At 39.8% G+C, this 25,873-nt stretch carries 21 protein-coding genes and 1 other RNA gene; 8 read left to right on the forward strand and 14 right to left on the reverse strand.

The window, feature by feature from the left end; translation table 11 throughout:
- Positions 1–221: 221 nt before the first annotated feature.
- Positions 222–791 carry a hypothetical protein gene (locus H5088_RS08200; protein WP_138685903.1) on the forward strand — a complete coding sequence of 190 codons (570 nt, stop codon included), beginning with the start codon at positions 222–224 and terminating at the stop codon, positions 789–791.
- Between the two features lie 74 nt (positions 792–865).
- On the opposite strand, the gene H5088_RS08205 is transcribed toward H5088_RS08200, so the two are convergent.
- The 5 genes from H5088_RS08205 to H5088_RS08225 all read right to left on the reverse strand — a co-directional run bounded on the left by H5088_RS08205 (position 866) and on the right by H5088_RS08225 (position 5,467).
- The gene (locus H5088_RS08205; protein WP_138685904.1) at positions 866–1,447 is read right to left on the reverse strand and encodes a recombinase family protein; all 582 of its coding nucleotides are present in this window, start codon (positions 1,445–1,447) and stop codon (positions 866–868) included.
- A 679-nt stretch (positions 1,448–2,126) separates the two neighbouring features.
- Positions 2,127–3,116, reverse strand: a complete 990-nt coding sequence (locus tag H5088_RS08210; RefSeq protein ID WP_182752657.1) for a hypothetical protein — start codon at positions 3,114–3,116, stop codon at positions 2,127–2,129.
- A 75-nt stretch (positions 3,117–3,191) separates the two neighbouring features.
- A complete protein-coding gene (locus H5088_RS08215) occupies positions 3,192–4,247 on the reverse strand; it encodes a site-specific integrase (RefSeq protein WP_182752658.1) in 1,056 nt (351 codons plus the stop codon).
- Positions 4,248–4,355: 108 nt separating this feature from the next.
- Positions 4,356–4,452: signal recognition particle sRNA small type (ffs, locus tag H5088_RS08220), an RNA gene on the reverse strand.
- Between the two features lie 139 nt (positions 4,453–4,591).
- Positions 4,592–5,467: a DUF3014 domain-containing protein gene (locus tag H5088_RS08225; protein WP_182724546.1), complete on the reverse strand. Its 876-nt coding sequence runs from the start codon at positions 5,465–5,467 to the stop codon at positions 4,592–4,594.
- 239 nt (positions 5,468–5,706) lie between these two features.
- On the opposite strand from H5088_RS08225, the gene H5088_RS08230 reads away from it, so the two are divergent.
- Positions 5,707–6,852 (forward strand): patatin-like phospholipase family protein, encoded by a 1,146-nt coding sequence (locus H5088_RS08230; RefSeq protein WP_002958292.1) that lies wholly within the window; start codon positions 5,707–5,709, stop codon positions 6,850–6,852.
- Positions 6,853–6,867: 15 nt separating this feature from the next.
- Here H5088_RS08230 and H5088_RS08235 read toward each other — a convergent pair whose 3' ends face one another.
- Positions 6,868–8,841: a monovalent cation:proton antiporter-2 (CPA2) family protein gene (locus H5088_RS08235; RefSeq protein ID WP_182752659.1), complete on the reverse strand. Its 1,974-nt coding sequence runs from the start codon at positions 8,839–8,841 to the stop codon at positions 6,868–6,870.
- Positions 8,842–8,974: 133 nt separating this feature from the next.
- Here H5088_RS08235 and H5088_RS08240 point away from each other — a divergent pair, with 133 nt between their 5' ends.
- Positions 8,975–9,871: a GGDEF domain-containing protein gene (locus H5088_RS08240; RefSeq protein ID WP_182672024.1), complete on the forward strand. Its 897-nt coding sequence runs from the start codon at positions 8,975–8,977 to the stop codon at positions 9,869–9,871.
- A gap of 30 nt (positions 9,872–9,901) precedes the next feature.
- On the opposite strand, the gene H5088_RS08245 is transcribed toward H5088_RS08240, so the two are convergent.
- The 6 genes from H5088_RS08245 to lpxB form a co-directional block, all read right to left on the reverse strand.
- Positions 9,902–10,255, reverse strand: coding sequence for a hypothetical protein (locus tag H5088_RS08245; protein ID WP_024606283.1), 354 nt, complete (start codon positions 10,253–10,255; stop codon positions 9,902–9,904).
- Positions 10,256–11,560, reverse strand: a complete 1,305-nt coding sequence (gene tilS, locus H5088_RS08250; protein WP_182752660.1) for a tRNA lysidine(34) synthetase TilS — start codon at positions 11,558–11,560, stop codon at positions 10,256–10,258.
- A gap of 82 nt (positions 11,561–11,642) precedes the next feature.
- On the reverse strand, positions 11,643–12,599 hold the full coding sequence (accA, locus tag H5088_RS08255) for an acetyl-CoA carboxylase carboxyl transferase subunit alpha (protein WP_002958297.1): 957 nt from the start codon (positions 12,597–12,599) through the stop codon (positions 11,643–11,645).
- 16 nt (positions 12,600–12,615) lie between these two features.
- Entirely contained in the window at positions 12,616–16,107 is a 3,492-nt protein-coding gene (gene dnaE / locus H5088_RS08260; RefSeq protein WP_182752661.1) for a DNA polymerase III subunit alpha, read from the reverse strand.
- 2 nt (positions 16,108–16,109) lie between these two features.
- Positions 16,110–16,712 carry a ribonuclease HII gene (rnhB, locus tag H5088_RS08265; RefSeq protein WP_182752662.1) on the reverse strand — a complete coding sequence of 201 codons (603 nt, stop codon included), beginning with the start codon at positions 16,710–16,712 and terminating at the stop codon, positions 16,110–16,112.
- Entirely contained in the window at positions 16,702–17,859 is a 1,158-nt protein-coding gene (lpxB, locus tag H5088_RS08270) for a lipid-A-disaccharide synthase (RefSeq protein ID WP_182752663.1), read from the reverse strand. Before lpxB ends, rnhB begins: the two co-directional genes overlap by 11 nt.
- 301 nt (positions 17,860–18,160) lie before the next feature.
- Here lpxB and H5088_RS08275 point away from each other — a divergent pair, with 301 nt between their 5' ends.
- Genes H5088_RS08275 through cydC form a run of 5 tightly spaced genes read left to right on the forward strand, consistent with a single transcriptional unit; the run spans position 18,161 to position 24,578 of the window.
- Positions 18,161–19,744: a cytochrome ubiquinol oxidase subunit I gene (locus H5088_RS08275; RefSeq protein ID WP_182696042.1), complete on the forward strand. Its 1,584-nt coding sequence runs from the start codon at positions 18,161–18,163 to the stop codon at positions 19,742–19,744.
- A complete protein-coding gene (gene cydB, locus H5088_RS08280; protein ID WP_002958302.1) occupies positions 19,741–20,880 on the forward strand; it encodes a cytochrome d ubiquinol oxidase subunit II in 1,140 nt (379 codons plus the stop codon). The genes H5088_RS08275 and cydB overlap by 4 nt, the downstream gene beginning before the upstream one ends.
- A gap of 12 nt (positions 20,881–20,892) precedes the next feature.
- A complete protein-coding gene (cydX, locus tag H5088_RS08285) occupies positions 20,893–21,057 on the forward strand; it encodes a cytochrome bd-I oxidase subunit CydX (protein ID WP_002958303.1) in 165 nt (54 codons plus the stop codon).
- Positions 21,047–22,840, forward strand: coding sequence for a thiol reductant ABC exporter subunit CydD (gene cydD, locus H5088_RS08290; protein WP_182752739.1), 1,794 nt, complete (start codon positions 21,047–21,049; stop codon positions 22,838–22,840). The genes cydX and cydD overlap by 11 nt, the downstream gene beginning before the upstream one ends.
- On the forward strand, positions 22,833–24,578 hold the full coding sequence (gene cydC, locus H5088_RS08295; protein ID WP_182752664.1) for a thiol reductant ABC exporter subunit CydC: 1,746 nt from the start codon (positions 22,833–22,835) through the stop codon (positions 24,576–24,578). Before cydD ends, cydC begins: the two co-directional genes overlap by 8 nt.
- Here the strand turns inward: cydC and H5088_RS08300 are convergent.
- Both H5088_RS08300 and lpxA read right to left on the reverse strand, forming a co-directional pair.
- The gene (locus H5088_RS08300) at positions 24,561–24,953 is read right to left on the reverse strand and encodes a septal ring lytic transglycosylase RlpA family protein (RefSeq protein ID WP_024596251.1); all 393 of its coding nucleotides are present in this window, start codon (positions 24,951–24,953) and stop codon (positions 24,561–24,563) included. The two genes, cydC and H5088_RS08300, sit on opposite strands and share 18 nt — an antisense overlap.
- Before the next feature lie 148 nt (positions 24,954–25,101).
- The gene (lpxA, locus tag H5088_RS08305) at positions 25,102–25,872 is read right to left on the reverse strand and encodes an acyl-ACP--UDP-N-acetylglucosamine O-acyltransferase (protein WP_165742989.1); all 771 of its coding nucleotides are present in this window, start codon (positions 25,870–25,872) and stop codon (positions 25,102–25,104) included.
- Position 25,873: the final 1 nt, after the last annotated feature.

The raw sequence follows: 25,873 nt of genomic DNA on the forward strand, positions 1-25,873 counted from the left end.
GAGTGTAGAAGGTTACCCCCCCTTTTAATAACCCCCTACCCCATCGGTTTTATTCATAAACATCTCCTTCCTTTGTACACTGTTATTAAAGATAGTTTGTGACTGCATGAATACCAAAGCCAACTAGCTTAAACCGAGAGAAACATTTTCAGCTTTTAAATACGTAAAAAATAGTTAATAATACAGACCGTTTTAAATACATTACTAGTCAAGGAAGATACATGAAAAAAACCATTCTAGCGTTAGCCCTATCTGCTTTTTTTATCCCTGCATCAAATGCTGCAAACCTTAAAGATTCCGTTCCCGAAGCAAAAACAAAGTTGGAACAATTCAGTGCAAAAACGGGTGTTGTGATGATCCGTGGTTTCCAAAAGATTGGAACAGAAAGTGGCTTATATAACACCTCAGTAAATGTTCAGACTAAAGAGTTTACTAACGTTACTGATGGAACAAAAGAATACGGTATAACAATTGAAACATTTAAAGAAGATGGTCGTTATGATAAGCAGCATACTTCTTTCATTGATTATGATGAAATTGATTCATTAATTGAAGGTATAGAGTACATATCTAAAGTAAAAGCTGATGTTACTCAGCTAGAAGACTTTCAAGCTGATTACAAAACTAAAGGCGATTTGGAAATTTCAACTTTCAGCTCAGGTAAGAAAGTTATGGCTGCTGTTAGTAGTGGTAGAATTGGCTCTGTAGCCGCTTATTTTAATATCGAGGATTTAGTTAATATCAAAAACCTTATATTAAAAGCAAAGTCGAAAATCGAAGAAGTAAAATAATAAACCCTCTAAGCTTGTTGTCATTAACAAACTGCTTGGTTGCATAGTCAACCAAGCTTTCAGACAACAAAACACTACCGCCAATTACGCTTAACTGTTGCTATTGATGTTTGAAATTCAGTCCCTTTTAAAGCCTCAACTACTTTAGATTGCGAGAAGGATTGTGCTTTCAATTCTTGAATCTTGGCTATAAGTTCTTGAGATACCTTTTTGCGCCCTAATGTAACTCCTTTGGCTTTTGCTCTAGCTAACCCCTCCTTTGTGCGCTCTCTAATTCTATTTCGCTCAAATTCAGCAAAGACAGCAAACATTTGTAAAATGAGTTTACCCTCCGAGGTCGTTAGATCGTTTGATGGTAGATCAAGTGATATAACCTTAACACCCATCTTTTGCAGCATAGTTATTGTTTGTTGGACATCTATATTATCTCGACCTAATCGGTCAAGTTTAGAAACAACTAAAGTATCATTTAGTTCTAGCCGATCAATCAATTTGGCGAACTTAGGTCGCTTCATAGCTTGAACACTTCCACTGATAGTTTCAGATATTGCACGATTAGGTTCAATCTTAAATCCAGCGTTCTTTATAGATAAATCTTGGTTATTAGTAGTTTGGTCTGTAGTACTGACCCTTGTGTATGAAAACAATCTACTCAAAATCCATTCCCTCTGGTTACTAGTATCTAAAACCAACAAACCTACAGATACCAGTATCAAATGTCAACACCATACATTTAGATACCAGTTTAAGCATGATAAAATTGGCATCTAAATTGACCGTCTTTGATACTGGGTAGGCTAGCTTATTCATAAATAAATAACATGAGAGTATGATAAGACACCACCAGCATACTTCGCCACTTAGTGTAGTTTTAATTAATATACTATGATGATAAAGGTAACTAACTGTTATTAGAAAGTTTTATCAATTAACAAGCTATCGTTAATGGTATAATGAGGGTGTGTAGAGGCTATAAGTAGAAAGAAAATAATTTAATTTAGTCTAATGTATTAGTATTGGCAAATAGGCGTCCTTAGCAATTAACCCTTTGCAATAATGTATTAAACTAACTATGAGTTTGTATTTAATTATACAAAGTACTGAACACCTCTATAACACGTCAAATACTATCCTGTAAGGCTCTACAGACACCTTAAACTGCCACCTTACACTCTTATGAGGAAAAATTAATAAGGCTCTTAGAAAGTCTTACAGGGAATCTTGTTGAACGTTGTTTCTTCAAATAGTGAGACACTTCAACAACAAGGAGAACAAGAAAGAGTCTTAATATCTATGTATACGCACGAACAAAAAAAACGTTACAAATATAACGAATCATCTATTGCTTTTATTTTTAAAATTTGAAATGAACTGCCTAATAGTAGTATCTTTAATTTCGTTACCATTACATTGTTTAATGCCAAGTAGAGCCTCTTTAAGATCTTTTGGTTTAAGATCTGGATTATGACTTAATAACTCAGTAGCAATTTTTTTATAGCAAAGTATATCTTGGTTTTCATCTGTAATTAATGTTTTAGTGTTTTCAAGTATGCTTAACCTCTTATCTCGTTTCTTAGATTCTATAACTGTTAATGAACTTTCTAACTCTGATAGCTTATCTTCTGCAAGAACATATTTAACACTTCTAGCAAGCTTAGATAATTGCTCTCTGATGCTGCCTTGGCAGTAAAATTCAATATAACTCTTACCAAAAAAACCAGAGGCTTTTAGTACAGCCATTTCCCTTGATAAAGCAGAATCTTGAGAAGTACTTTTTTCTGTATTAACTTGTGCCACTATGCTTTTTAAGATATCCATACTCTGCCAATGAGCCCTCCCTTTAGCTATATTAATAAACATATCCACATCAATGTCGTACCCTTCTTTTTTTATGACCCTTTCTATAGAACTTCTTTCTGATTCATCTACACGTAAAAGATTATATGCTTCCGTTGTTGTTTTTCCTGAAATAACACTTTGGAATAAGAACTTTTGACCTGTGTCAGAGAAATAGCACAATTTATGTTCCATTTCACGTTTAGGTAACTCTATGTCTATCTGCCTAGTTAATCTTTCAACATTTTTCTTTACCTCCTTGTCATAATCATCCTTTGATAAATTTGCGGTATCTAATTTTGCATTTTCAACCTTAATACGTCCTTTTAAAATTTCCTTCTTGAATTCGGCAGCACTGAATAGATTCTTTCCCATGTATATTTTACTTAAATGAGCAATGTCCTCATCTATATCAAGTTCATCAAGTTCATCAAGTTCATCAAGTTCATCAAGTTCAGTGTATTCCTCGTCAGCATTATCTATCAACACTCAGTAAATTCCTTTAAATATCTATATGATTTTATTCTTTAGGCATGGAGCACTGTAGCTATAATTCACTCTGCTTTAATTTTCAGTAACACCTATGAATTTAACTACATCCTGCAGCCTCTGTATGGCAACCTCATGCCCATACCGATCAAATGTAATACTGCCATTAGCATGACCTAATATCGCGGCACAGTACTGTACAGGTACACCAGAGCTTTTAAGTTCATTACCCACGGTATGCCTTAATGAATGGTAATCTGGTAAATTATGACGTTTCCTAAAGGAAGAATACCACTTTGTTGGCATAGCTGCATATGATCGCTTAGATGCTTTCCAATGTTCCATTAAACGATTTTCACGGCTATTGATAAACCTATAAAGACCTAATTCTAAAAGTCTGGGATGCACAGGAATAACACGCTTAGAGTTTTTTGTTTTTAACACATCTCCCCTAACAAAGAAGATATTTGAACTTTGATCAACATCTATAACTTTCAACTGACACACTTCATTTGCACGCATACCTGTATACCGTCCAATCATAAGAAACCAAAAGTGCGACTCTTGACCCTTGTCTCTTAATTTTGAAGCTTGTGTATAAAAAGTATTTAATTCGTCTTTTGTATATGCTGTTCGTGAGTTTTCAATATGCCCTTTTATCTTTAACCCGTTAAAAGGGTTCTCTATGCCATCGTATTCACTTTCAACCCATTTATAAAACATAGAACAATAGCCAATACACTTATTTACAGTTGCAATGGATTTATCCTCTAACCATTTTTTCTTCAATGTAGACACATTAGCTTTGGTTAATATTAAACTGGGAATTTCACTTAGAACCCCCTCTATACGATGCTGGTGGCGCTCTTGCCACAAATGCTTGTTAGCATCAATGTAGTTACCAATACATAGGCTTAATGAAGGGAGTTGTTCTTGAATTATTAATTGAGATGTTACTTTTCTGGCTGAATCAGGACATTCGCTTAATACTAGTATTTTAATAGCTAACTGTTTAGCTTCTCTTTTATCTCTAGTTCTAAGGCTTTTTCGGATTTCTTTACGTTTACCAGATGATAATAGGTAGGTTTTTCTGTAGTACCAGATACCATGGCGAGATAGTAAAAGATGCATATATACTCCAAAGTGATACGTATAAGGGATACACGTAAATAAAAAACTCTGAAGATTTACTGACCCAAGCTATTGTTAATAAATAAATTAAAATAGTTTGGGTGGCAGTCTTACCAGCCACATCTCGGCACACACGTCACAAACTGTGGCTGCTCCCTTCCGGGCCTGACCAGGTTCGCCTGCTAGTGTTGCGAGAGGACCAATAAGACTACCATTGAGGGCCTTGGTTGGCGCGGGAAGGATTATCTCTACTTTTGCTCTGTTATTCAAGGGATAATCTAAAAAGAAAGTGCGATTGCATACTTCATATACAATCGCGACGTATTTAGCTGTTTTAGTGCGTATTAATTGTTCTCTAACTGCGCTTTTATATTACGAAGTGCTGCTTTTACTTTTTTCATGTTTTCTGGACCCATACGTAAAAGCTGTTTTTGCGCAGCAGGTAATTGCTCCCACTCCGAAAACGCATACTGATACGTCACTGAATCGCGAAGTAACGGCAAGTCACCTTCAGGCTCTGGCGTATCAAGTAATAAATCGATTGCATCGGTTAGCGTTTGATTAAACTCATCATCGCCATAACCAATTTCACTGTATGCATTATTAATAAGTGGCTTGTACTCTTCGTACATACGAACGGCTTGCGCTGCACTCATACTGGTAAATATTTTCACATACGGGGTATAACGCTCGTAGCTGTTAGGGTTAATTGTGAGGATATCCCCTTCATTAACGCTAAATTTCTCTTCTGGCTGTACAACAGGCGTGTGCTTTTTAGCTACCTTACCTTTAGCTAGGTTATCTACAAATACAACACCACGGCGAATTACATCGTCGGTCACCATTAGGCTCATTACTGAGTCGCTTAGGTACTCATCCATTTTAGCAACCACAACTGCATCACTTTCGTTAAGTGTTGGTAGTGGCTCTACTTCAGGCTCCGGCTCGCTCGGGCTTTGTACTGGTACTTCAAGCTCGGCTGGTTTTTCTGGCATTACAGATGGCGCGTCTACCACTGGGTCGTTCTCGGGTTTAAGCTCCATCATAGGTTGCTCTTTAACTGCGGGCTCTACCTCAGTGCGTGTTTCTTGCTCGTCACTTGGTGTGAGCAATACGAAGGCGGCCGCACATGCTACGACTATTAAAATAATAACGGCGAAAAGAATATTGTTATTAGGTGGACGTTTTTGAACATCTGATGCTTCTGGTTTATCTGACATACGAACTCCATAAAAATTAAAATGCGATATCACTTAGAGTACGCTAAGTGGATTAAATTCATTCTTACACAAATACTATGACATTTTATAATACGGCAATTATAGCAAAGTAAGTTACCTACTAAATTGGGTGATTAAATAATGTAATAAGCATTAGGGCAGTTATCCTTTGATTCTTCTAGCTTAAAGACTTACAGTTAATAAATAAAGTAAAGACGTAGAACAGTTTAACCACCAATATGAAAATCAAGCAAGTTGATCCACAAAAACCTAAAACTGCCTTATTACTTACAGGTGGTGGCGCACGAGCTGCTTATCAAGTCGGTGTGCTAAAAGCGCTAGCTCATAGTATGCCTCGTACTGCTCCATTGCCATTTAGAGTAATAAATGGCACCTCCGCTGGCGCTATTAACTCAGCTGCATTGGCATGTTACGCTTCTTGTGCGCATTTGGCTGTACGAAAGCTCGAATCAGTTTGGAAAAACTTTTCAACCTCTATGGTCTATAAAAGTGACTTTTTAAGCGTGTTTGGTCATATTGCTCGCAATATCTTAACGAGCTTTCAGTCAGAGCATATTAACCACCCACCAGCGAGCTTACTAAATAATCGCCCTCTGCGTAGTTTATTAAACGAGATTTTAGATTTACACCGCATTGAGCGCAATTTACACCGTAATTATTTAGATGCGCTGTCTATTACAGCCTCAAGTTATACAACGGGTGACTCGGTTGCATTTTTTCAATCTAATACGCAAACATCGTGGCAACGTGCTAAACGCGAAGGCCGCGCAACTCGTATTAATGTTGAGCACTTAATGGCATCAAGTGCCATTCCTATGGTGTTTCCAAGTGTAAATATTTATAACCATTACTTTGGTGATGGCTCTATACATCAACTTTCTCCGCTGAGTCCGTCGATTCATTTAGGCGCTGAAAAAATATTTATTATTGGGGTCGATCAACCTAAAGAATTACACCCGCCGGGTTATTCGCCACATTATCCTGGACTCTCTGCTGTTGCGGGGCATTTACTAGACAGTGTATTTACCGACACTATGCAATCGGATTTAGAGCGTTTGGCTCGTGTTAACCGAACATTAGGGCTATTACCCGCGCGTGACAAACATCAAGAACTTAAACAAATAGATACCTTTGTAATTAACCCATCGCAAAACTTTAACGCAATTGCAGCGCAGTATTACGACGATATGCCATGGGCTATTAAAGTATTGCTACGTACCATAGGTGTTAAAAAACATTCGCAATCGAGCTTAACCAGTTATCTATTGTTTGAAAAACGCTACACCCAGCATTTAATGCAAATTGGCTATGAAGACGGTATGAAAAAATTACCGGAGATACGCAAGTTTTTAGAACTAGATTAAGCTCAAACAGAAACGTTATTCTATTCCGTCGAGCAGGTAGTGCTCTACCCGCTCAACACGCCTTGGTTTACCTTGTAACACTAAAACGTCATTAGCCAATAAGGTTGTTTGTGCTGATGGCGTGTCTATTTCGGCTCCTTCTCTGCGCAGCGCTTTTACCAGTACCCGACGCTTTTCTAAATTTAGATTTTCGATTGTTTTATTAACTGCATAAGCTTTATCAGGCAGAGCAACCACATGTAAGTACTCTAACCGGTCACTTGATGTATCTTCGTTATCTTTAAAATAGCCTGCATAAAAGCTTTGCATTAACGGATAACGATTACGACGCTCTTTACTTACTCTTCGCACAATACGCGTCATCGGTACGCCCGACATAGACAACACATGCGACACGAGCATTAAGCTTGCCTCTAACGACTCAGGTACTACTTCGGTTACACCTAGCTCTTTTAAATAATCTAGCTGGCTATCGTCACGGGTACGAATGAGTATTTTAACATTGGGTGCTATTTGCTTTATGGCATCAATAACAACTTGTGCATGATCAAACTCTGTAAAAGTAATAATAACCAAGCGAGCTCGCTCTACTCCTGCGCACTTTAAAATATCTTTTTGTTTAACATAGCCAAATATGACAGGCTCACCCGCCGCTTTGCCTTCTTGTACTAAAATTGGGTTACTTTCAATCGCAACATAGTCAATTGCTTCGGGCTTTAAAAAACGCGCTATAGTTTGCCCTACTCGTGAAAAACCACAAATAACAACATGGTCGCTATAAAGCGTACTACTTTGTGGCTCACTCTCGAGCGCCAAACTTGGCCGATCGAGTATGCCTAAACGCTTTAAAATAAATGGCGTTTTATCAATCAAAAATGGGGTAAATGCCATTGAAAGCACACCAAGGGCAATTAAAAATGAAGCTTGCTCTGAGTTTAATAATTGATGCTGGCCAGCAAGTGCAATAAGTACAAAGCCAAACTCCCCCATTTGCCACAGCATAATGCCACAGGCGAGTGAATCTTGGTTTCGCTCATGCATTAGCCGCGCGATAAAGGCTACCACTGCAATTTTTAATACCAGTAAACCCAGCAAGGCACCAATAATTATTACGATATGCCCCAGTACAAATAAAATATCTAGCTGCATACCCACAGTAACAAAAAATAGCCCCATTAAAATATCGCGAAATGGGCGTATATCGGCCTCTAACTGATGCCTGTAATGGCTCTCACCTAACATCATTCCGGCTAAAAAAGCACCTAGCGCCATAGACAAGCCAAACATATACGTTAAAAAACCTGCAAACAACGCGACTAATATGGTGGTAAGTACAAATAACTCATCGGTTCGTACTTGCGCTATTTCTTTAAACACAATGGGCAATACCCATTTACCAATTGCCCAAAGAAGCACACATACAAATGCGCCTTTACTTAGGGCAAACGCTAAAGCCCAGCCAATACTTTGAGAGTCACTTGATGCAAATAAAGGAAGTATTATTAATAGAGGAACAACAGCAATATCTTGAAAAAGTAGAACACCAACGGCTAATTGCCCACGGCGCTGATTAAGCTCACCAGTTTCTTTTAATAGCTTAACTACTACAGCGGTTGAAGAAAGCGCCATAATTGTGCCGATGGTAAAACTGGTGAGTAATGAAAAGTTTAAGCAATATAGAATAATAATGAAGAGTAAACTGGTTATACCTACTTGTAATGAGCCCAAACCAAATACTAGGTTTCGCATTGCCATTAGTCGAGAAATAGAAAATTCTAGCCCTAAACTAAATAACAAAAACACAATACCCAATTCAGCTACAAACTCTATTTCGTGAGATTGTGCAAGCCAGCCAATACCATGACTACCGGCTAAAACCCCCGTTGCTAGGTACGCTAAAATAGGCGGCAAGCCAATGCGCTTAAAAAACCACACAAAAAGAACTGCCGCGACTAATAAGCCAAAAATTTGAGCATTAATACTTTGCAAATGCAGCCTCGCGTTTAAATTAAACTAGTAGCTTGTAAGTAAATATAACAACCATATGTTTTTCATGCAATTTTAAAATATGGCACAAAAATAGCTTAGTTATTGCAAAGTAACACCCTCGGGGGAGAATTTAATGGAAAACGTCCATATTTTGACGCAGCGTGTGTCTGGTCGCGGTGATTTTTTGCCGTTTTCGGCTGAACAATCACCTACAAATGAAATAACTGAAACGCATGAACTCGTCGCAGAGCTACAAACAAGCTTAGTGATCGAGGATGTTCTGGCTATTTACGCTAAATTTGCAAAACAATTGCTCAATTTTTCTGGATTGCAGTTTCAATCAACTTTAGGTACTGCTCAAACATCACAAAGTGATACAAATAGTACACCCTATATTTTTGATTTAGCCATTAATAAAGACCACTTAGGGCAGCTAATTTATTTTAGTAAATTCCCACTTGGTCACGCAATTGAGAAAAAATTACATACATTACATACTGCGCTGGTTTATCCACTTCGTAATGCGATGATGTATAGTCGCGTACTAAAGCTTGCCACAAAGGATGCGTTAACCGGTTTAAATAATCGTAGTCAATTTAATGACTTTTTACTTCAAAAGCTTGAAAACTGTCGCCGTTATCAACGCCCATTTAGTTTAATGTTGCTTGATTTAGATAACTTTAAACAAGTTAACGACAACTTCGGCCATAAAATTGGTGACGATACACTTAAAGAATTTTCAAAAGTACTGTGTAGCAGTATACGCGGCACTGATTCGGTATTTAGATTTGGTGGTGATGAGTTTGCTTTACTTATTGAAGACCCTGAGTTTACAACTAATAAAGTGATTGCTGAGCGTATAATGTGCTTAGTAAGAAAATCGCCATTAATGTCTAAGTATAAAGTAACAACCAGTATTGGTTTTACTTTAGCTAACAGCCAAGATTGCGAAACTGAGATATTTGCTCGAGCCGATAAAGGTTTATACAAAGCAAAGGCATCAGGTAGAAACTGCGCAAAAGCATATTAGCCTTTACTTAACTGCATTAAATAAAAAAGCCTAGCTTCCCCCGCTAGGCTTTGCACTTACCAATTTATAAATAAACAACGCAGCACAAAAACCAAAAAAGAACCCGCTAATTAAATTAAGTAATGCGGTAATAGTAGCAAGCGGTGTAAATAATACTAAAAGCAGTGGCAGGCTCACGCCTAAAATAAAAAACAATCCACCTTTACCTAACCAATAAGCTAATAAAAGTACTGCAGATGCAATCCCACCAGCGACTGCATAACCTAACGTAACTATATTTAACTCAAGTAAAACATTAGCGATAACAGCAATAAGCGCTGTTATTAGCATACCCATTGGCGCTTTTGTTACTAACGATAAGCCAACATGCGGCTGTTTACTCATTTATTTACACTCCCAAAAAATACCATTTTCATCAACATGCTTAGCGCTTATAAAACAACCAACCACTTGAACTAATTCATCATTATAAAAAATAAGTGGCACACTGGCGCGTAGCCACGGCGCTATTTTTGCATCTTTAAACCAATGCTTAACTGTATTACTACCAGGCTTTTTAAGTGGTTTAATACGTGCGCTATTGCAATTAAAGCGCACTATTACTTGCTCATTTGAGTGTGGAGGTCTTACTCCAAAACCAATGCTTTTAATTAATAAGCGCCCGTCTGCAAGTTTTAGCTGTGAATGATTCAGCTCACTATCTGTTAATACTTCATTTGGTGTTACAAAATACAAATAACCTTGATGACGACGTATTTGCCCATCGAGCAAATCAATACGCATTTGTGCGTCGTTTTTTGCGCACATTGCTTGATTAATAATTTGCTCAAGCTGCTTTTGCGATGGCATGACTTGTGTAAATAATGTAAGCCACGCACGCACTATATTTGCAATACGCGCTGAGCTGTATTCGCTTATTTGGCTAATGCACAGTGCTTGGTGCTCGTTAATACACTTATTTAAATCAAGCTGAGTGTATTCATCAAGTAATGTTTGCTGTTGTTGTAGTAGCTCAATACTTCGTGCTGTACATTGTTCAAACCCAGTAAAACGCTCGGCTAACACAGGTACTATTTTTGAGCGTAAAAAGTTACGGTCAAAACTTTCATCTGTATTTGAGTCATCAGTTATGTGGTTAATATTAAAGCGCGCCGCAAACGCTTCTATATCGCTTCGCTTTACGTTTAACAATGGCCTAAAACATACACGGCCACTTTGCAGCAAACGCACTTGGTGCATGGCGCCAAGCCCTTTTAAACCCGAGCCACGCTTTAAGCGCAGTAAAAACGTTTCTACTTGGTCGTTTAAATGTTGGCCCAATAAAACAATGCTGCCTTGTGGGCTTAGCTCATCAAGTGCTTTGTAACGTGCATCGCGAGCTTGGGCTTCAAGGCTCGTACGCGACTGCTGCTCAATTACAACTTTTGCGACTTTAAAAGGCACATCAAGCTCAATACATACATTTTTGCAAAAGCGTTGCCAGTCATCGGCATACTGGCTCAAGCCATGGTGAACATAAATAGCCGATACATCAATTGCAGGGTTATCGGCTCTTAAAGCACTCATTAAATGCAGCAACACCACAGAATCAACACCACCAGAAAGCGCCACAGTAAAAACAGTGTTACCTTGCTCAATATAGCTATTTAGTGATTTTTTTAATTGCTGATAAATTGCTGTTGTATGCATATGGCCGCACTTTTATATAAAAACTCTGAACATTTTAAAGCAAAAAAGCCGCATAAGCGGCTTTTTTTAACAATTAATGTGTTTAGCAATAACCAAACGACATTAAACGTTTGTAACGTTGATCAAGCATTTCTTCAAGCGTAAGCGCTTGTAAGTCTGCTAGGTCACGCTTAAGGCGTACTTTTAAGTTACGTGCCATAGCATCGTAATTACGATGTGCACCACCTAGTGGCTCATCAACTAAGTTGTTGATTAAGTCTAGCTCTTTAACGCGCTCTGCAGTTACACCCATTGCTTCTGCTGCAAGCGGTGCTTTGTCAGCGCTTTTCCAAAGAATAGACGCACAACCTTCAGGCGAAATTACAGAATAAGTGCTGTACTGCAACATGTTAACTCTGTCGCCAACACCAATCGCTAATGCACCACCTGAACCGCCTTCACCAATAACTGTACATATTGTCGGCACTTTAAGTGACGCCATTACTTTTAAGTTACGTGCGATTGCTTCAGATTGACCACGTTCTTCAGCGCCAACACCTGGGTATGCACCTGGTGTGTCAATAAAGGTCATGATTGGCATTTTAAAACGCTCAGCCATTTCCATTAAGCGTAATGCTTTACGGTAACCTTCTGGCTTTGGCATACCAAAGTTGCGTTTAATTTTTTCAGCAGTATCACGACCTTTTTGTTGGCCAATAACCATTACCGGTTCGCCATCTAAACGCGCAATGCCACCTAAAATAGCTGGATCGTTAGCAAAAGTACGATCGCCAGCAAACTCGTCAAATTCCGTGAAAATGCGCTCGATATAATCTCGAGTGTAAGGACGCAACGGATGACGTGCTAACTGTGATACTTGCCAAGCGCCTAAATTAGAAAAAATCTCCTGTTTTTGTTTGGCACTTTTTTCTTTTAATTTGCTGACTTCCTCTTCTAACTCAAGGTCTAATTCGCCAGCGCGGCTGATACTTTGTAATTCTTCAATTTTTGCTTCTAATTCTGCAATTGGAAGCTCAAAATCAAGATAATTGAGGCTCATGCTCTAAACTACCTAATTAGTTAAATTCTAGTTCTACATCTTGCGCAGCCATTAGTGATAACTTATGGATTAAGTCGTCACTTGGCGTAACACACCATTCGATCCCAAGAGTTAATTGCGCCAACGCATCTGGACGTTGGTAATAAACCTTGATCGGACACGTTCCCATTTTATAGGGTTCGAGTACTTTTTGTAATTTATCGAAGAAACCTGCCTCGATTTGCACCATGTTCAGCGTCATTTTAATCGCTTTAATACGCTTTTCACGCGCTTGAGCAATGGTGTTTATTTCTCTGGCGGTCATTGTAATACCACCGGAGAAGTTATCAAAGCTGACCTGTCCAGATATTACCAAGATATTGTTAACTTGGAGCATATCTTGGTACTTTTCAAACTCGTCTGAATACAAGCGTACATCAATCCGTGCACTCTTGTCATCTAAAGTTACTAAGGCCCAACGATTTCCTTTTTTATTAATTAATACTCTAGAAGCAATCACCAAACCAGCGGCCGTTGCAAACACATCACGATTAGTTGGCTGTAAATCAACTATTTTTCCGCTAGTGTAATGCCTAAGCTCACGGCGGTACTGATTTATTGGATGCCCAGTTAAATAAAGGCCTAGCGTCTCTTTTTCGCCATCTAACCACTCGTTATCAGTAAGCCCTGTGGCTTTAATAAAAGCTTGTTCAACTTCATCAGGCTCAGTGGCTAATAAACCAAATAAGTCACTTTGTCCTAATTGCTCAGCTTTGTTGTGTTGATCGGCCGCACGCATAGCATCTTTTAAACTGGCTAGTAATGTAGCACGCCCAGATTGGGTTTTCTCTGGTCCTAATTGATCCAAAGCACCCGCGTAAATTAATTTTTCGGTAACACGTTTATTTAAGCGTTTTAAATCAACACGGGCACAAAAATCAAATAAATCTTTAAATGGGCCGCCTTTTGCACGCGCTTCTAGGATTGCATCAACCGGTGCTTCACCCACGCCTTTTATCGCGCCAATGCCGTAAACAATTTCACCTTCAAGGTTTACTGTAAACTTAAACTCACCTGCATTTACGTCTGGTGGTAATAAGGTGAGCTTCATGTTTTCACATTCATCCACCAAAATAACTATTTTGTCGGTGTTATCCATATCGGCCGACATTACCGCAGCCATAAACTCTGCAGGATGATGCGTTTTCATCCACAATGTTTGATACGATACGAGTGCGTAAGCTGCTGAGTGAGATTTGTTAAAACCGTAACCTGCGAACTTTTCTACCAAGTCGAAGATTTTTATCGCAAGCTCGCCGTCAATGCCGTTATTTCTTGCGCCATCTTCAAATGTTGAACGCTGCTTTGCCATTTCTTCGGGTTTTTTCTTACCCATTGCACGACGCAGCATGTCGGCGCCACCTAGCGTGTAACCTGCCAGTACTTGCGCAATTTGCATTACTTGTTCTTGATACAAAATAATGCCGTACGTTGGATCAAGTATTGGTTTTAAGCTTTCGTGCTGATACTGCGCATCTGGGTATGAGATTTCTTCGCGGCCCAGTTTTCGGTCGATAAAGTTATCTACCATGCCTGATTGCAGTGGACCTGGTCGGAACAAAGCCACAAGTGCAATCATATCTTCAAAGCAGTCGGGCTTAAGGCGGCGTACTAAGTCTTTCATACCACGCGACTCTAGCTGGAATACAGCGGTCGTTTCGGCTCTAAGTAGCAACTCAATACTTTTTTTATCATCCAGTGGAATGGTGTTTATATCAACGGGGTCTTTACCTTGGCGCTTCATGCGCACATTGGTCATATCGACCGCCCACTGCAATATAGTCAGTGTACGTAAACCCAAGAAATCGAACTTAACTAGGCCGGCTGTTTCTACATCGTTTTTATCAAACTGTGTTACTGGAAACTTACCTTCGTCGTCGCAATAAAGCGCAGCGAAGTCGGTAATAGTGGTTGGCGATATTACTACGCCACCCGCATGTTTACCGGCGTTACGTGTACACCCTTCAAGGATGCGACACATGTCGATTAAGTCTTTTACCTCATTGTCGCCATCGTAGGCTTCTTGCAAGCGCGGTTCTACATCAAACGCTTTGGCAAGTGTCATACCGGGGTCACCCGGAATCAATTTTGAAATTCGATCAACAAACCCGTAAGGATGGCCAAGCACTCGCCCTACATCACGTATTACCGCCTTTGCAGCCATGGTCCCAAAGGTAATAATTTGCGAAACCGCATCCCGACCATACAAAGCCGACACGTGATCAATTACTTCGTCTCGTCTATCCATACAAAAATCGACGTCGAAATCGGGCATTGATACACGTTCAGGGTTCAAGAATCGCTCAAAGAGTAAGTCAAACTCAAGTGGATCAAGGTCGGTAATTTTAAGCGCGTACGCAACTAACGAACCCGCACCTGAACCACGACCAGGTCCAACTGGAATATTATTATCTTTACTCCACTGAATAAACTCCATTACGATTAAGAAGTAACCAGGGAATCCCATTTGGTTGATTACACCAAGCTCAATTGCAAGACGCTCATCGTATTCAACACGTTTTACTTTTCTATCTTCTTCGTCTGGGAATAAAAACTGTAGTCGTTCTTCAAGGCCGTCTTGTGACACTTTAACTAAAAAGTCTTCAATTTTAAGCGAGCCGGTTGGGTAATCAGGTAAAAAGTAAGTACCTAATTGCACAGTTACATTACAGCGCTTAGCAATTTCTACGGTATTTTGTAGTGCCTCTGGAATATCGCTAAACAACTCAGCCATTTGCTCTGCTGTTTTTAGATATTGCTCTTCAGAGAACCGTTTAGGGCGGCGCTTATCATCGAGCGTGTAACCGTCAAAAATAGCAACACGAATTTCGTGCGCTTCAAAGTTTTCTGGCTTTAAAAACACCACTTCGTTGGTGGCTACAACCGGTAGTTGCTCTTTAGCAGCAAGCTCTACCGCCATGTGCAAGTAATCTTCTTCAAGCGGTCGATTGGTGCGAACAAGCTCTAGGTAGTAGTTATCGCTAAAATGCTGCTTATAAAAACTAACAACCGATTCAATTACAGTCGGATTATTTTTTAATAATGCTTTACCTAAGTCACCGTCTTTAGCGCCTGAGAGAATAATTAAGCCTGCTTTTAGCTCAACTAACCACTCGCGGTCAATCACAGGGCGATGAAATACATGCCCACGCTGATAAGCTTTAGATATCAGCAAGGTAATATTTTTATAGCCGTCGTTGTCTTTGGCTAATATAGTTAAGCGGCTTGGCTCATCAGGAAACTCTGGGCTACGAACCCAAAAGTCAGCACCCACTATAGGTTTAATACCCGCATTATGCGTGGCGCCATAAAAACGCACTAAACCACAAAAGTTCATTTGATCAGTAATTGCAATGGCTGGCATTTGCAGCTCTTGCGCTTTTGCGACTATTGGCTTTGTTTTAGCAAGGCCATCAACCATCGAAAAGTCTGAATGAACTCTTAAATGAACAAAATCAGGAGCAGCCATGCTTAGCCCTCACCATTGACTTGCGCCAAAACCCGCTGCACAGGTTTAAAGCTTTTACGATGCTCGTCAATTGCACCGTATTGTTCAAGTGCTGCAAAGTGCGCTTTAGTGGGATACCCTTTGTGCCCTGCAAAACCATATTCTGGGTGGCGTTTATCAAGTTCAAGCATTTCGTCATCGCGTGCTACTTTAGCTAAAATAGACGCCGCTGAAATTTCGGCCACTAAGCTATCACCTTTAACAACAGCTTGTGCTGGCATAGTGAGTTTTGGCAATCGATTACCATCTATAAATACAAATTCAGGTTGTGTGCTTAATGCCTCCACTGCGCGACTCATGGCAAGCATCGTTGCGTGTAGAATATTTAACTCGTCAATTTCTGTTGGACTGCAGCGTCCATACGCGTAGCACAATGCTTTTTCTTTTATTTCAACTGCAAGTGCTTGGCGTTTTTTATCCGTTAACTTTTTAGAATCTGCTAAGCCTGCAATTGGTTTAGTGGGATCTAAAATAACGGCGGCAGTGACTACATCACCAACAAGTGGGCCGCGCCCTACTTCATCTACACCAGCAATTAAGGATACATTGGGTCTATCAATCTGCATTTATTAACTCCGCCACAGCATTGGCTGCTTGTTCACTGGCATTTAATCTGATTTTTTCGTGAATAGCTAAAAAGCGTGCTTTTAGCTCTTTGTTATCTGTGTTGAGCATAGGGGTAAGTGCGTTTGTTAAGTTAGTCACATTACACTCGGTTTGTAAAAACTCAGGCACTAGCTCTTCGTCGGCTAATAAATTAGGCAGCGAAAAGTACTTAATATTAAACGTAAATAACGTTTTAAAAATCCAATAGCTCAAAGGCTTTATTTTATAGCCCACAACCATTGGTTTTTTATAAAGCATACCTTCAAGTGTTGCTGTGCCCGAGGCTAATAAAATAGCATCAGCAGCTTGCATCGCTAATTTTGATTGCCCATCAAGCAGGTTAACATTAAGGATTGGTGCGGTAGCGTTTAATATATCACTAAACTGCGCTTTGCGTTTTTCGTTAACCAACGGCACCACAATTTTAAGATTGGGGTTTTTAGCTTGCAACTGCGCGGCTGTTTTAATGTAAGTCTCGCTTAGCAAACCAACTTCAGAGCCTCGACTACCAGGTAGCAGCGCCAGTACTTTGTCATCAAGGCTTAAGCCGAGTTCTTCTCGTGCTTTAGTATCGTCGTGCTCAAGTGCTATGTCGTCAGCCAAGGTATGCCCCACAAATGTACATGGCACTTGGTGCTTATCGTAGAACTCTTTTTCAAATGGTAATAATGCTAACACTAAGTTAGTGGCTGCACTTATTGTATGAATGCGCTTTTCGCGCCACGCCCAAACAGACGGACTTACATACTGTACGGTTTTAATACCCGCATCTTTAAGTGGCTTTTCTACACGTAAGTTAAAATCCGGTGCATCAATACCTATAAATACATCAGGTGGGTTATCTACAAAATGCTGCACGAGTTGCTTACGTATTTTAAGCAAACGTGGTAAACGCCCTAGCACCTCAACAAGCCCCATAACCGAAAGCTCATCCATGTCGTAAAGTGTTTTACAGCCCTGCGCTTGCATTTTAGGTCCTGCTATTCCTTCAAAAATAGCGTCCGGAAAGTGTTTTTTAAGGGCTTTAATTAAGCCTTCACCTAAAATATCGCCCGACAGTTCACCTGCCACAATACCAATTCGTAGTTGTTTTTTATCTTTATTCATTTGATTTTATTTCACAAGTAAACCAGGCGTTCATGCTTGTTAGTTTACCGTGTTTTACTGTTTGGTTAAACGCTTTAAATAACTGGTTTTTTATCACCTAAGTTAAGGCTTTATGTTGTTTGTTTTTAATACTGATGTAGCATAGGAAATATATATTAAGTTTTACTAATATGTATGTTGACAAAGATTGCACAAACGTAAATACTATTACAAACTTTCAGTAATTACTGAAAGTTCATTAAATTTTAACTTTGCCAATAAAATGTTGCCCTGTTAATCCGTCACTCTCAAGGAGCCAATAATGATAGATGAAACCTTTGTGGATCTATCGCGATTACAGTTTGCTGTTACCGCTCTCTTTCATTTCTTATTCGTACCGTTAACGATAGGTATGACCTGGATTTTAGTTATTATGGAATCGGTTTATGTTATGACCGGTCGCGAAATTTATCGTGATATGACTAAGTTTTGGGGAAAATTGTTTGGTATTAACTTTGCAATTGGTGTGGCAACAGGCCTTACCATGGAATTTGAGTTTGGTACTAACTGGTCTTATTACTCCCATTACGTAGGTGATGTTTTTGGGGCTCCCCTGGCTATTGAAGGTTTAATGGCATTCTTTTTAGAATCGACCTTTGTGGGTATGTTCTTTTTAGGCTGGGACAGGCTTTCTAAACGCCAACATTTAGGCGCGACCTTTTTAATGGCCATTGGTACTAACATGTCGGCGCTGTGGATTTTAATTGCCAACGGTTGGATGCAAAACCCAGTAGGCGCTGAATTTAACTATCAAACCATGCGCATGGAAATGACCAGTTTTGCAGAGCTTGTGTTTAACCCTGTAGCCCAAGTTAAGTTTATTCATACTGTATCGGCAGGTTATGTAGCAGCGTCTATGTTTGTGCTTGGTATTAGTAGCTGGTACATATTGAAGGGTCGTGATTTAGCATTTGCTAAACGCTCTTTTTCAGTCGCATCAGGCTTTGGTTTAGCGTCAATTTTGTGTGTAATTTTACTCGGTGACGAATCAGGCTACGAAGTAGGCGAAGTCCAAAAAGTAAAACTTGCCACAATTGAAGCTGAATGGCACACAGAAGAAGCTCCGGCTGCGTTTACCGCATTTGGTTTTCCTGATTCAGAAGAGCAAGTAACACATGCGGCGGTTAAAATACCTTACGCACTTGGGTTAATTGCTACGCGCTCACTAGATGAGCAAGTAACGGGTATTAACGACCTAGAAAAACAACATGAAGTACGTATTCGCAACGGTATGATTGCTTATGAATACCTTACAAAACTTAGAAACGGTGAAGATACGCCAGATAATATCGCCAAATTTAATACTCTAAAAGATGATTTAGGCTATGGCTTGCTACTTAAGCGCTACACACCTGATGTTGTAGATGCTACTGAAGAACAAATTCAAAAAGCTGTTAAAGACTCTTTTCCTAAAGTAGGCCCTATGTTTTGGTCATTTAGGATTATGGTTGCCTGTGGTGTGGCCATGCTAGGTGTATTTATATTGGCATTTTACTACAACGCACACCGCGTTATTGAGCAAAAACGCTGGTTGTTATGGGCTGCCGTATTGAGTATTCCACTACCTTGGATAGCGATTGAGTTTGGCTGGATTGTTGCCGAGTATGGTCGTCAACCTTGGGCTATATCTGAAATACTGCCGACCTTTTTAGCCACGTCGTCACTAACAGTAAACGATATTTTAATTAGCTTAACTGGGTTTATTGTTTTCTATACTGGTTTAGCCATTGTGGAAGGCTGGCTGATGATCCGCTTTGTTAAGCAAGGGCCAAGCTCGCTACATACTGGTAAGTATCATTTTGAATTACCAAGCAAAGCTGATAAAACTGAAGGAGAGCAATCATGATTTTTGATTATGAAACATTAAAAATGCTTTGGTGGTTGATCATTGGTGTGCTGCTTATTGGTTTTGCTATTACCGATGGTATGGATATGGGCGTTGCTATGTTGCTCCGCCTCGTTGGTAAAACAGATTCAGAGCGCCGCACAGTAATAAACACAATTGGCCCGCATTGGGATGGTAACCAAGTATGGTTTATAACTGCAGGCGGCGCGTTATTTGCGGCGTGGCCTATGGTTTATGCAGCTGCATTTTCGGGCTTTTACTTTGCCATGATGCTAGTACTCTTTGCTTTGTTTTTTAGACCACTTGGATTTGATTACCGCAGTAAAGTAGACTCAAAACGCTGGCGCAATAACTGGGATTGGGGCTTGCTTGCAGGCAGCGCAATTCCAGCATTAGTATTTGGTGTTGCGTTTGGTAATTTATTTTTAGGCGTACCGTTTAATATTGATAACCTTATGCGTGTAAGCTACCAAGGATCATTTTTTGGCTTGCTTAACCCATTTGGATTACTTGCAGGTTTAGTGAGTATTACCATGTTAGTTGCGCATGCGGGTATGTGGTTACAACTTAGAACAGCAAGTGTGGTCGCAGAGCGTTCGGGTCAATATGGTCGCTATTCTCTTATTGTGTTTATCGTGTTATTTGCTGCAGCTGGTTTTTGGGTGGCTAACTTAACGGGTTACCAAGTTGTATCTATGGCTGATACACAAAGTCATGCAGACCCTTTAGCTAAAGTAGTCACTACAGCGCAAGGTGCTTGGTTAAGTAATTACAGCACTCGTCCGTGGACAATGACCTTCCCTATTTTAGCCTTTGCAATGGCATTAAGTGCACTTGTGTTTTCAAAATTAAATAAACCTGCACTTGGACTTATTTCAACAAGCTTAATGTTAATTGGCGTAATTATGACGGCCGGTGTTTCTCTGTTCCCATTTATTATGCCATCAAGTAATAACCCTAATATTAGCTTAACAATTTGGGATGCGGTATCGAGCCATAAAACGCTCAATATAATGTTTGTTGCAGTGTGTATTTTTGTACCACTAATATTGTCCTACACCACTTGGTGTTACGTAAAAATGTGGCGCAGAGTAACGGTAGAAGAAATTGAAAACAACACTCATGGTAGCTACTAAGGAGACTAAACAATGTGGTATTTCGCTTGGATTTTAGGTGTACTTTTGGCCTGTACCTTAGGTGTAATAAATGTAATGTGGTACGAATTTCATCAAAATAAAAACAGCATTGCTGATGATGAACAAGCCATGCACGATTTATTAAATGATGCTAACAACACAAAAGATGACGACTAACCCCCGGCCAGATCGCGCGCAGCAGCAATCACTGCGCGCTTTTTTAAAGCGTCAAAGTAAACCCACTGCAGTGTGGTTAAAGTTAAGCATTGCACTGGGTACTTTTAACGCATTACTGATGATTGCAGGTGCTTATTTACTGGCTCAAGCTATTCATAATGTAATGTTTGAAGGTAATAATTTAGCCCAAGTCACTCATTTATTATGGCCCTTAGCAGGCATTATTTTATTGCGCGCGGTGTTTTTAGCGTTAAGTGAGCGCTTAAGTGCATTTGCTGCGCTTAAAATAAAATCGGCTATGCGCCAAACACTTCTTCATAAGCTCAGCTTACTTGGGCCTAGTTATATAGAACAACACGGCCAAGGCGCTACATTAAATACCCTGCATAATGGCGTTGAAGCACTTCACGACTATTATGCTAAATACTTGCCAGGTGTTGCTTACAGCGCGCTTATTCCGCTGGCAATATTGGTAGTTATTTTTCCGACAGATTATAAAGCTGGGCTGATATTTTTATTAACCGCCCCACTTATTCCTTTTTTCATGATTTTAGTAGGCTCTAAAGCCGAAGCTTTAAACCAAAAACGCTGGAAGCAACTTGCTGTACTGGGCAATTACTTTTTTGACCGCGTGCAAGGTTTAACTCAGCTAAAACTATTTAATGCAACATGTACCGAGCTTAAACAAATAGCTAAAATTTCAGATGATTTTAGACACGCGACACTCGATGTTTTAAAAATCGCGTTTTTATCATCATTTGCACTTGAGTTTTTAGCCACTATTAGCGTGGCACTCGTTGCCGTAATTATTGGTTTTAGACTATTTTTTGGCACTCTTGATTTTGCCACTGGCTTTGTGGTGCTACTTTTAGCGCCTGAATTTTATTTACCACTGCGCCAACTAGGTAGTCATTACCATGCACGTTTACAAGGTATTAGTGCGGCGGCCGATATGGTTGCGATTTTAAATGCCCCACTGCCAAGTGACGTAAATGCGCCAGTAACTACCAGCACACCTGAAAACAATTTAACTTTAAATACAATTAATTCAATAAGTATTACCGACCTTAATTTTATATACCCTGGTAGTAACGAAGGGATTAAAAATATAAATTTAACATTGCCAAATAAAGGCTTAATTGCAGTTGTGGGCAGTAGTGGCTCAGGTAAAAGTACGTTATTTGATTGTCTATTAGGGTTTCACCCTGAGGTGATTAACAACCTATCTATTAATGATCAGAGTTTAAGTACAACCGATATTACTTACTTGCAAAATAATATTGCATGGATACCACAACAAGCGACGCTATTTTACGACACCATTGCTGCCAACATTAAATTGGCCAAACCCACTGCCACACAGCAAGAGCTTGAACACGCGGCAAAACAAGCTGGTGTGCTTGAATTTATTAATACCCTACCCGATGGTTTTAACACCCAGATAGGTGAGCAAGGTGAAGGGCTTTCTGGCGGTCAAAAACAACGTATTGCACTGGCTCGCGCATTTATAAAACAAGCACCAGTCTTAGTGCTTGATGAGCCCACTGCGCACCTTGATAGTCAAACAGAGCTGCTTATTCAAGATGCTATTAATGAATATGCTAAAAACAACTTAGTATTAGTTATTGCCCATAGATTAAATACCGTTAAACATGCCAGCAATATCATTGTGATGCACGATGGAAAAATAGCTGAGCAAGGTCACTTTGAAACACTTGCAGCGCAAAATGGTGCATTTGCTGACTTACTAAAAACGGCTGAACAAGGGGTGGTGCATGCGTAATTTTATTCGTTTATTAAAACTTTGTGCTCCTCATTACAAAGCTATGCTATTGGGTACATTTTTAGCGACGATTACGGTATTAGCTAATGTGGGCCTGTTGGCTATATCTGGCTGGTTTTTAGCATCAATGGCCGCTGCTGGTATTGCGGGCGTACAAATGAATTATTTTACTCCTGCCGGCACGATTCGTTTTTTAGCTATTGTGCGAACAGCATCGCGCTATGGCGAACGCCTAGTTACTCATAACGCCACGTTTTTATTACTAAGTGAAATACGTACCAATGTATTTGCAACGTTAAGCAAGCTTAACAATGTTGATTTAGCAATGAGCCGCAGCGCTGATCTAGTTAACCGATTACAAAACGATGTAGACGCACTCGACAAATTTTATTTAAACGTTTTACTTCCTATGCTGGTCGCTCTTTTAAGTGTGCCAATCATCATGCTGTTTATGTCGGCCTATAATGGCAACGTCGCCCTTATTTGCTTTACTGGCATTATACTTATTGGTGTGGTTATACCTGCCCTACTCAGCATAAAGCTCACTAAAAACAGCCATAAAGAAACACAACTTAGTGCACAACTTCGCTCTGAGCTTTCAGATACACTTACAGGCCTTAGAGAGCTTAGTATTTATCAAGCCCGTTCGCAGCAACTTAATAAGTGCGACGAATTAAGCGAGCAGTACAATCAGCAATTATTTATTCGCCACAAAGCACTGGCAAACTCAGATGGATTAAGCTTGTTGGTTGTTCAATTAGCCATGCTTGCTAGCATAGTAACCATTGTGCCGCTGGTTTACGCAAGCAGTATGGTAAATGTAGAACTTGCTATGTTAAGTTTATTTGTACTGGCAAGCTTTGAAAGCGTATTACTACTACCCAACGCGTTTATAGAGCTTCCAAATGTTTTAAAAGCAGCAAAGCGATTGTTTACACTTGAAGATAAAGCAGCTAGTACGCAAATTGAAAGTAAACATATAGACGTTGATGAAAACTTTAGCGCGCAAAATCACACGTTAGTACTTAACAATATTAGCTACCAATATGGTGAACAAAAAGCGCTAACTAATATCAGTTTTGAACTAATGCCTCAGCAAAAAGTAGCGATTGTAGGTAGAAGCGGCAGCGGTAAAACGACGCTTGTAAATTTACTTACTGGTTTATGGCCTTTGCAACAAGGCAGCATAACGCTAAACAATCAAAATAGCGTTGTTGACTTACATTCGTTAAATAATGATATACGCGCAAATGTTATAAATATACTCGCCCAGCAGCACCATATTTTTGATGGCACATTAAGTGAAAACTTACGTTATGCCGCGCCAAATGCAACTAAAGAGCAAATGATTGAAGCGCTCGCATTAGCTCAATTGAGCCCATGGTTTAATGATCTAAAAGAAGGTTTAAAAACACGATTAGGCACTGGCGGGCGTAACGTGTCGCAAGGTCAATCTAGGCGTATAGCCATTGCCCAAGCATTACTTAAAAACCCTACTATTTTAGTTCTTGATGAACCAACAGAAGGTCTTGATAATCAATCTAAGCAAGGGGTAATGCAAGCAATAATGCATGTTATGAATAACGCCAGCGTGCTGACAATTACGCACGATCCCGCTCTACTTGCTCAAATGGATAATGTTGTATGGTTAGAAGGCGGTAAAGTAGTCGCACAAGGCTCTCATAAAGAGCTCAGTAGCACTTATCCCGACTATATTGCGCTAACTACCCGGTTTTAAAACCGTTACTGATACATCAATAACGCCGACTTTAGGGTCGGCTATCTTTTCAAACATACTCTTTGATAAATCAATAATACGACCTCGCACATACGGGCCTCTATCGTTAATTCTTACCGTGACTGATTTATTATTAGCGAGGTTGGTAACAACGACCTTAGTGCCAAAGTCGAACTCTAAATGGGCTGCTGTGGCGGCTTGTTGGCTAAAGCGCTCTCCGTTGGCAGTTGTTCTCCCGTGATATTTGTCAGCATAAAAAGATGCTTTACCAACTTGAGTAACCTCTCCAGTAGATGATTTAACAATAGGTTGGCTACTACAAGCGGCTAACGCTGAAGTAATAAAAAGAGTGACAACTAACTTAGGTAAACGCATAGGATGACTTTTATTATACAAATTAGATGCATACTAACTTGAGCTCGCTGAGTATTAACTGAATTAGGTCTAAACCGTGGGCAATAAAAAACCACCTTCGATTTATCATCTAGGGTGGTTTTTTTATGCTTAGAGCAAAACGCGCGAATTATCTTACAATGCCGCGCTCTGAGCTTTTAACAAAGTCGACCATCAATTTCACAGCAGGGTACTTTTCAGCATCTTCACTAAGCGATTCAATCGCTTCGTCTGCACCTAAGCTTTTACGGTAAAACGCTTTGTATGCACGTCGTACAGCCATAATTTCATCACTTTCGAAACCACGACGTTTCATGCCTTCTTTATTGATAGCGGCAGGGCCTGCTGGCATACCAATGGTAGTAACAAAAGGTGGTACATCTTTGTTAACACCTGAATACATACCAATAAAGGCATGTGCACCAATTTTACAAAACTGATGAACTCCCGAATTACCACCTAAGATAACCCAGTCGCCTACATGTACATGGCCGGCCACACTTGCATTGTTAGCAAAAATTACGTTATCGCCAATTACCGCGTCATGTGCAACGTGTGTATAAGCCATAAATAAGTTATTACTACCAATTTTAGTAACGCCTTGGTCTTGAATTGTACCACGGTGAATAGTGGCACATTCACGGATAACATTGTTATCACCCATGATTAATGTGGTTGGCTCGTTGTTGTATTTTTTGTCTTGGCAGGCTTCGCCCACAGACGCAAACTGAAAAATATGATTGCCAGAGCCAATAGTTGATGGCCCTTTAACAACAACATGAGACTCAATAATACAGTTATCACCGATAACAACATCATTGCCAATATAACTATACGGACCAACTGAGACATTGTTACCTAGTTTAGCGCCAGGTTCGATTATTGCTGTAGAATGGATCACT

The organism is Pseudoalteromonas sp. SR43-3, from assembly GCF_014163875.1.
GTDB classification, from domain to species: Bacteria; Pseudomonadota; Gammaproteobacteria; order Enterobacterales; family Alteromonadaceae; genus Pseudoalteromonas; species Pseudoalteromonas distincta.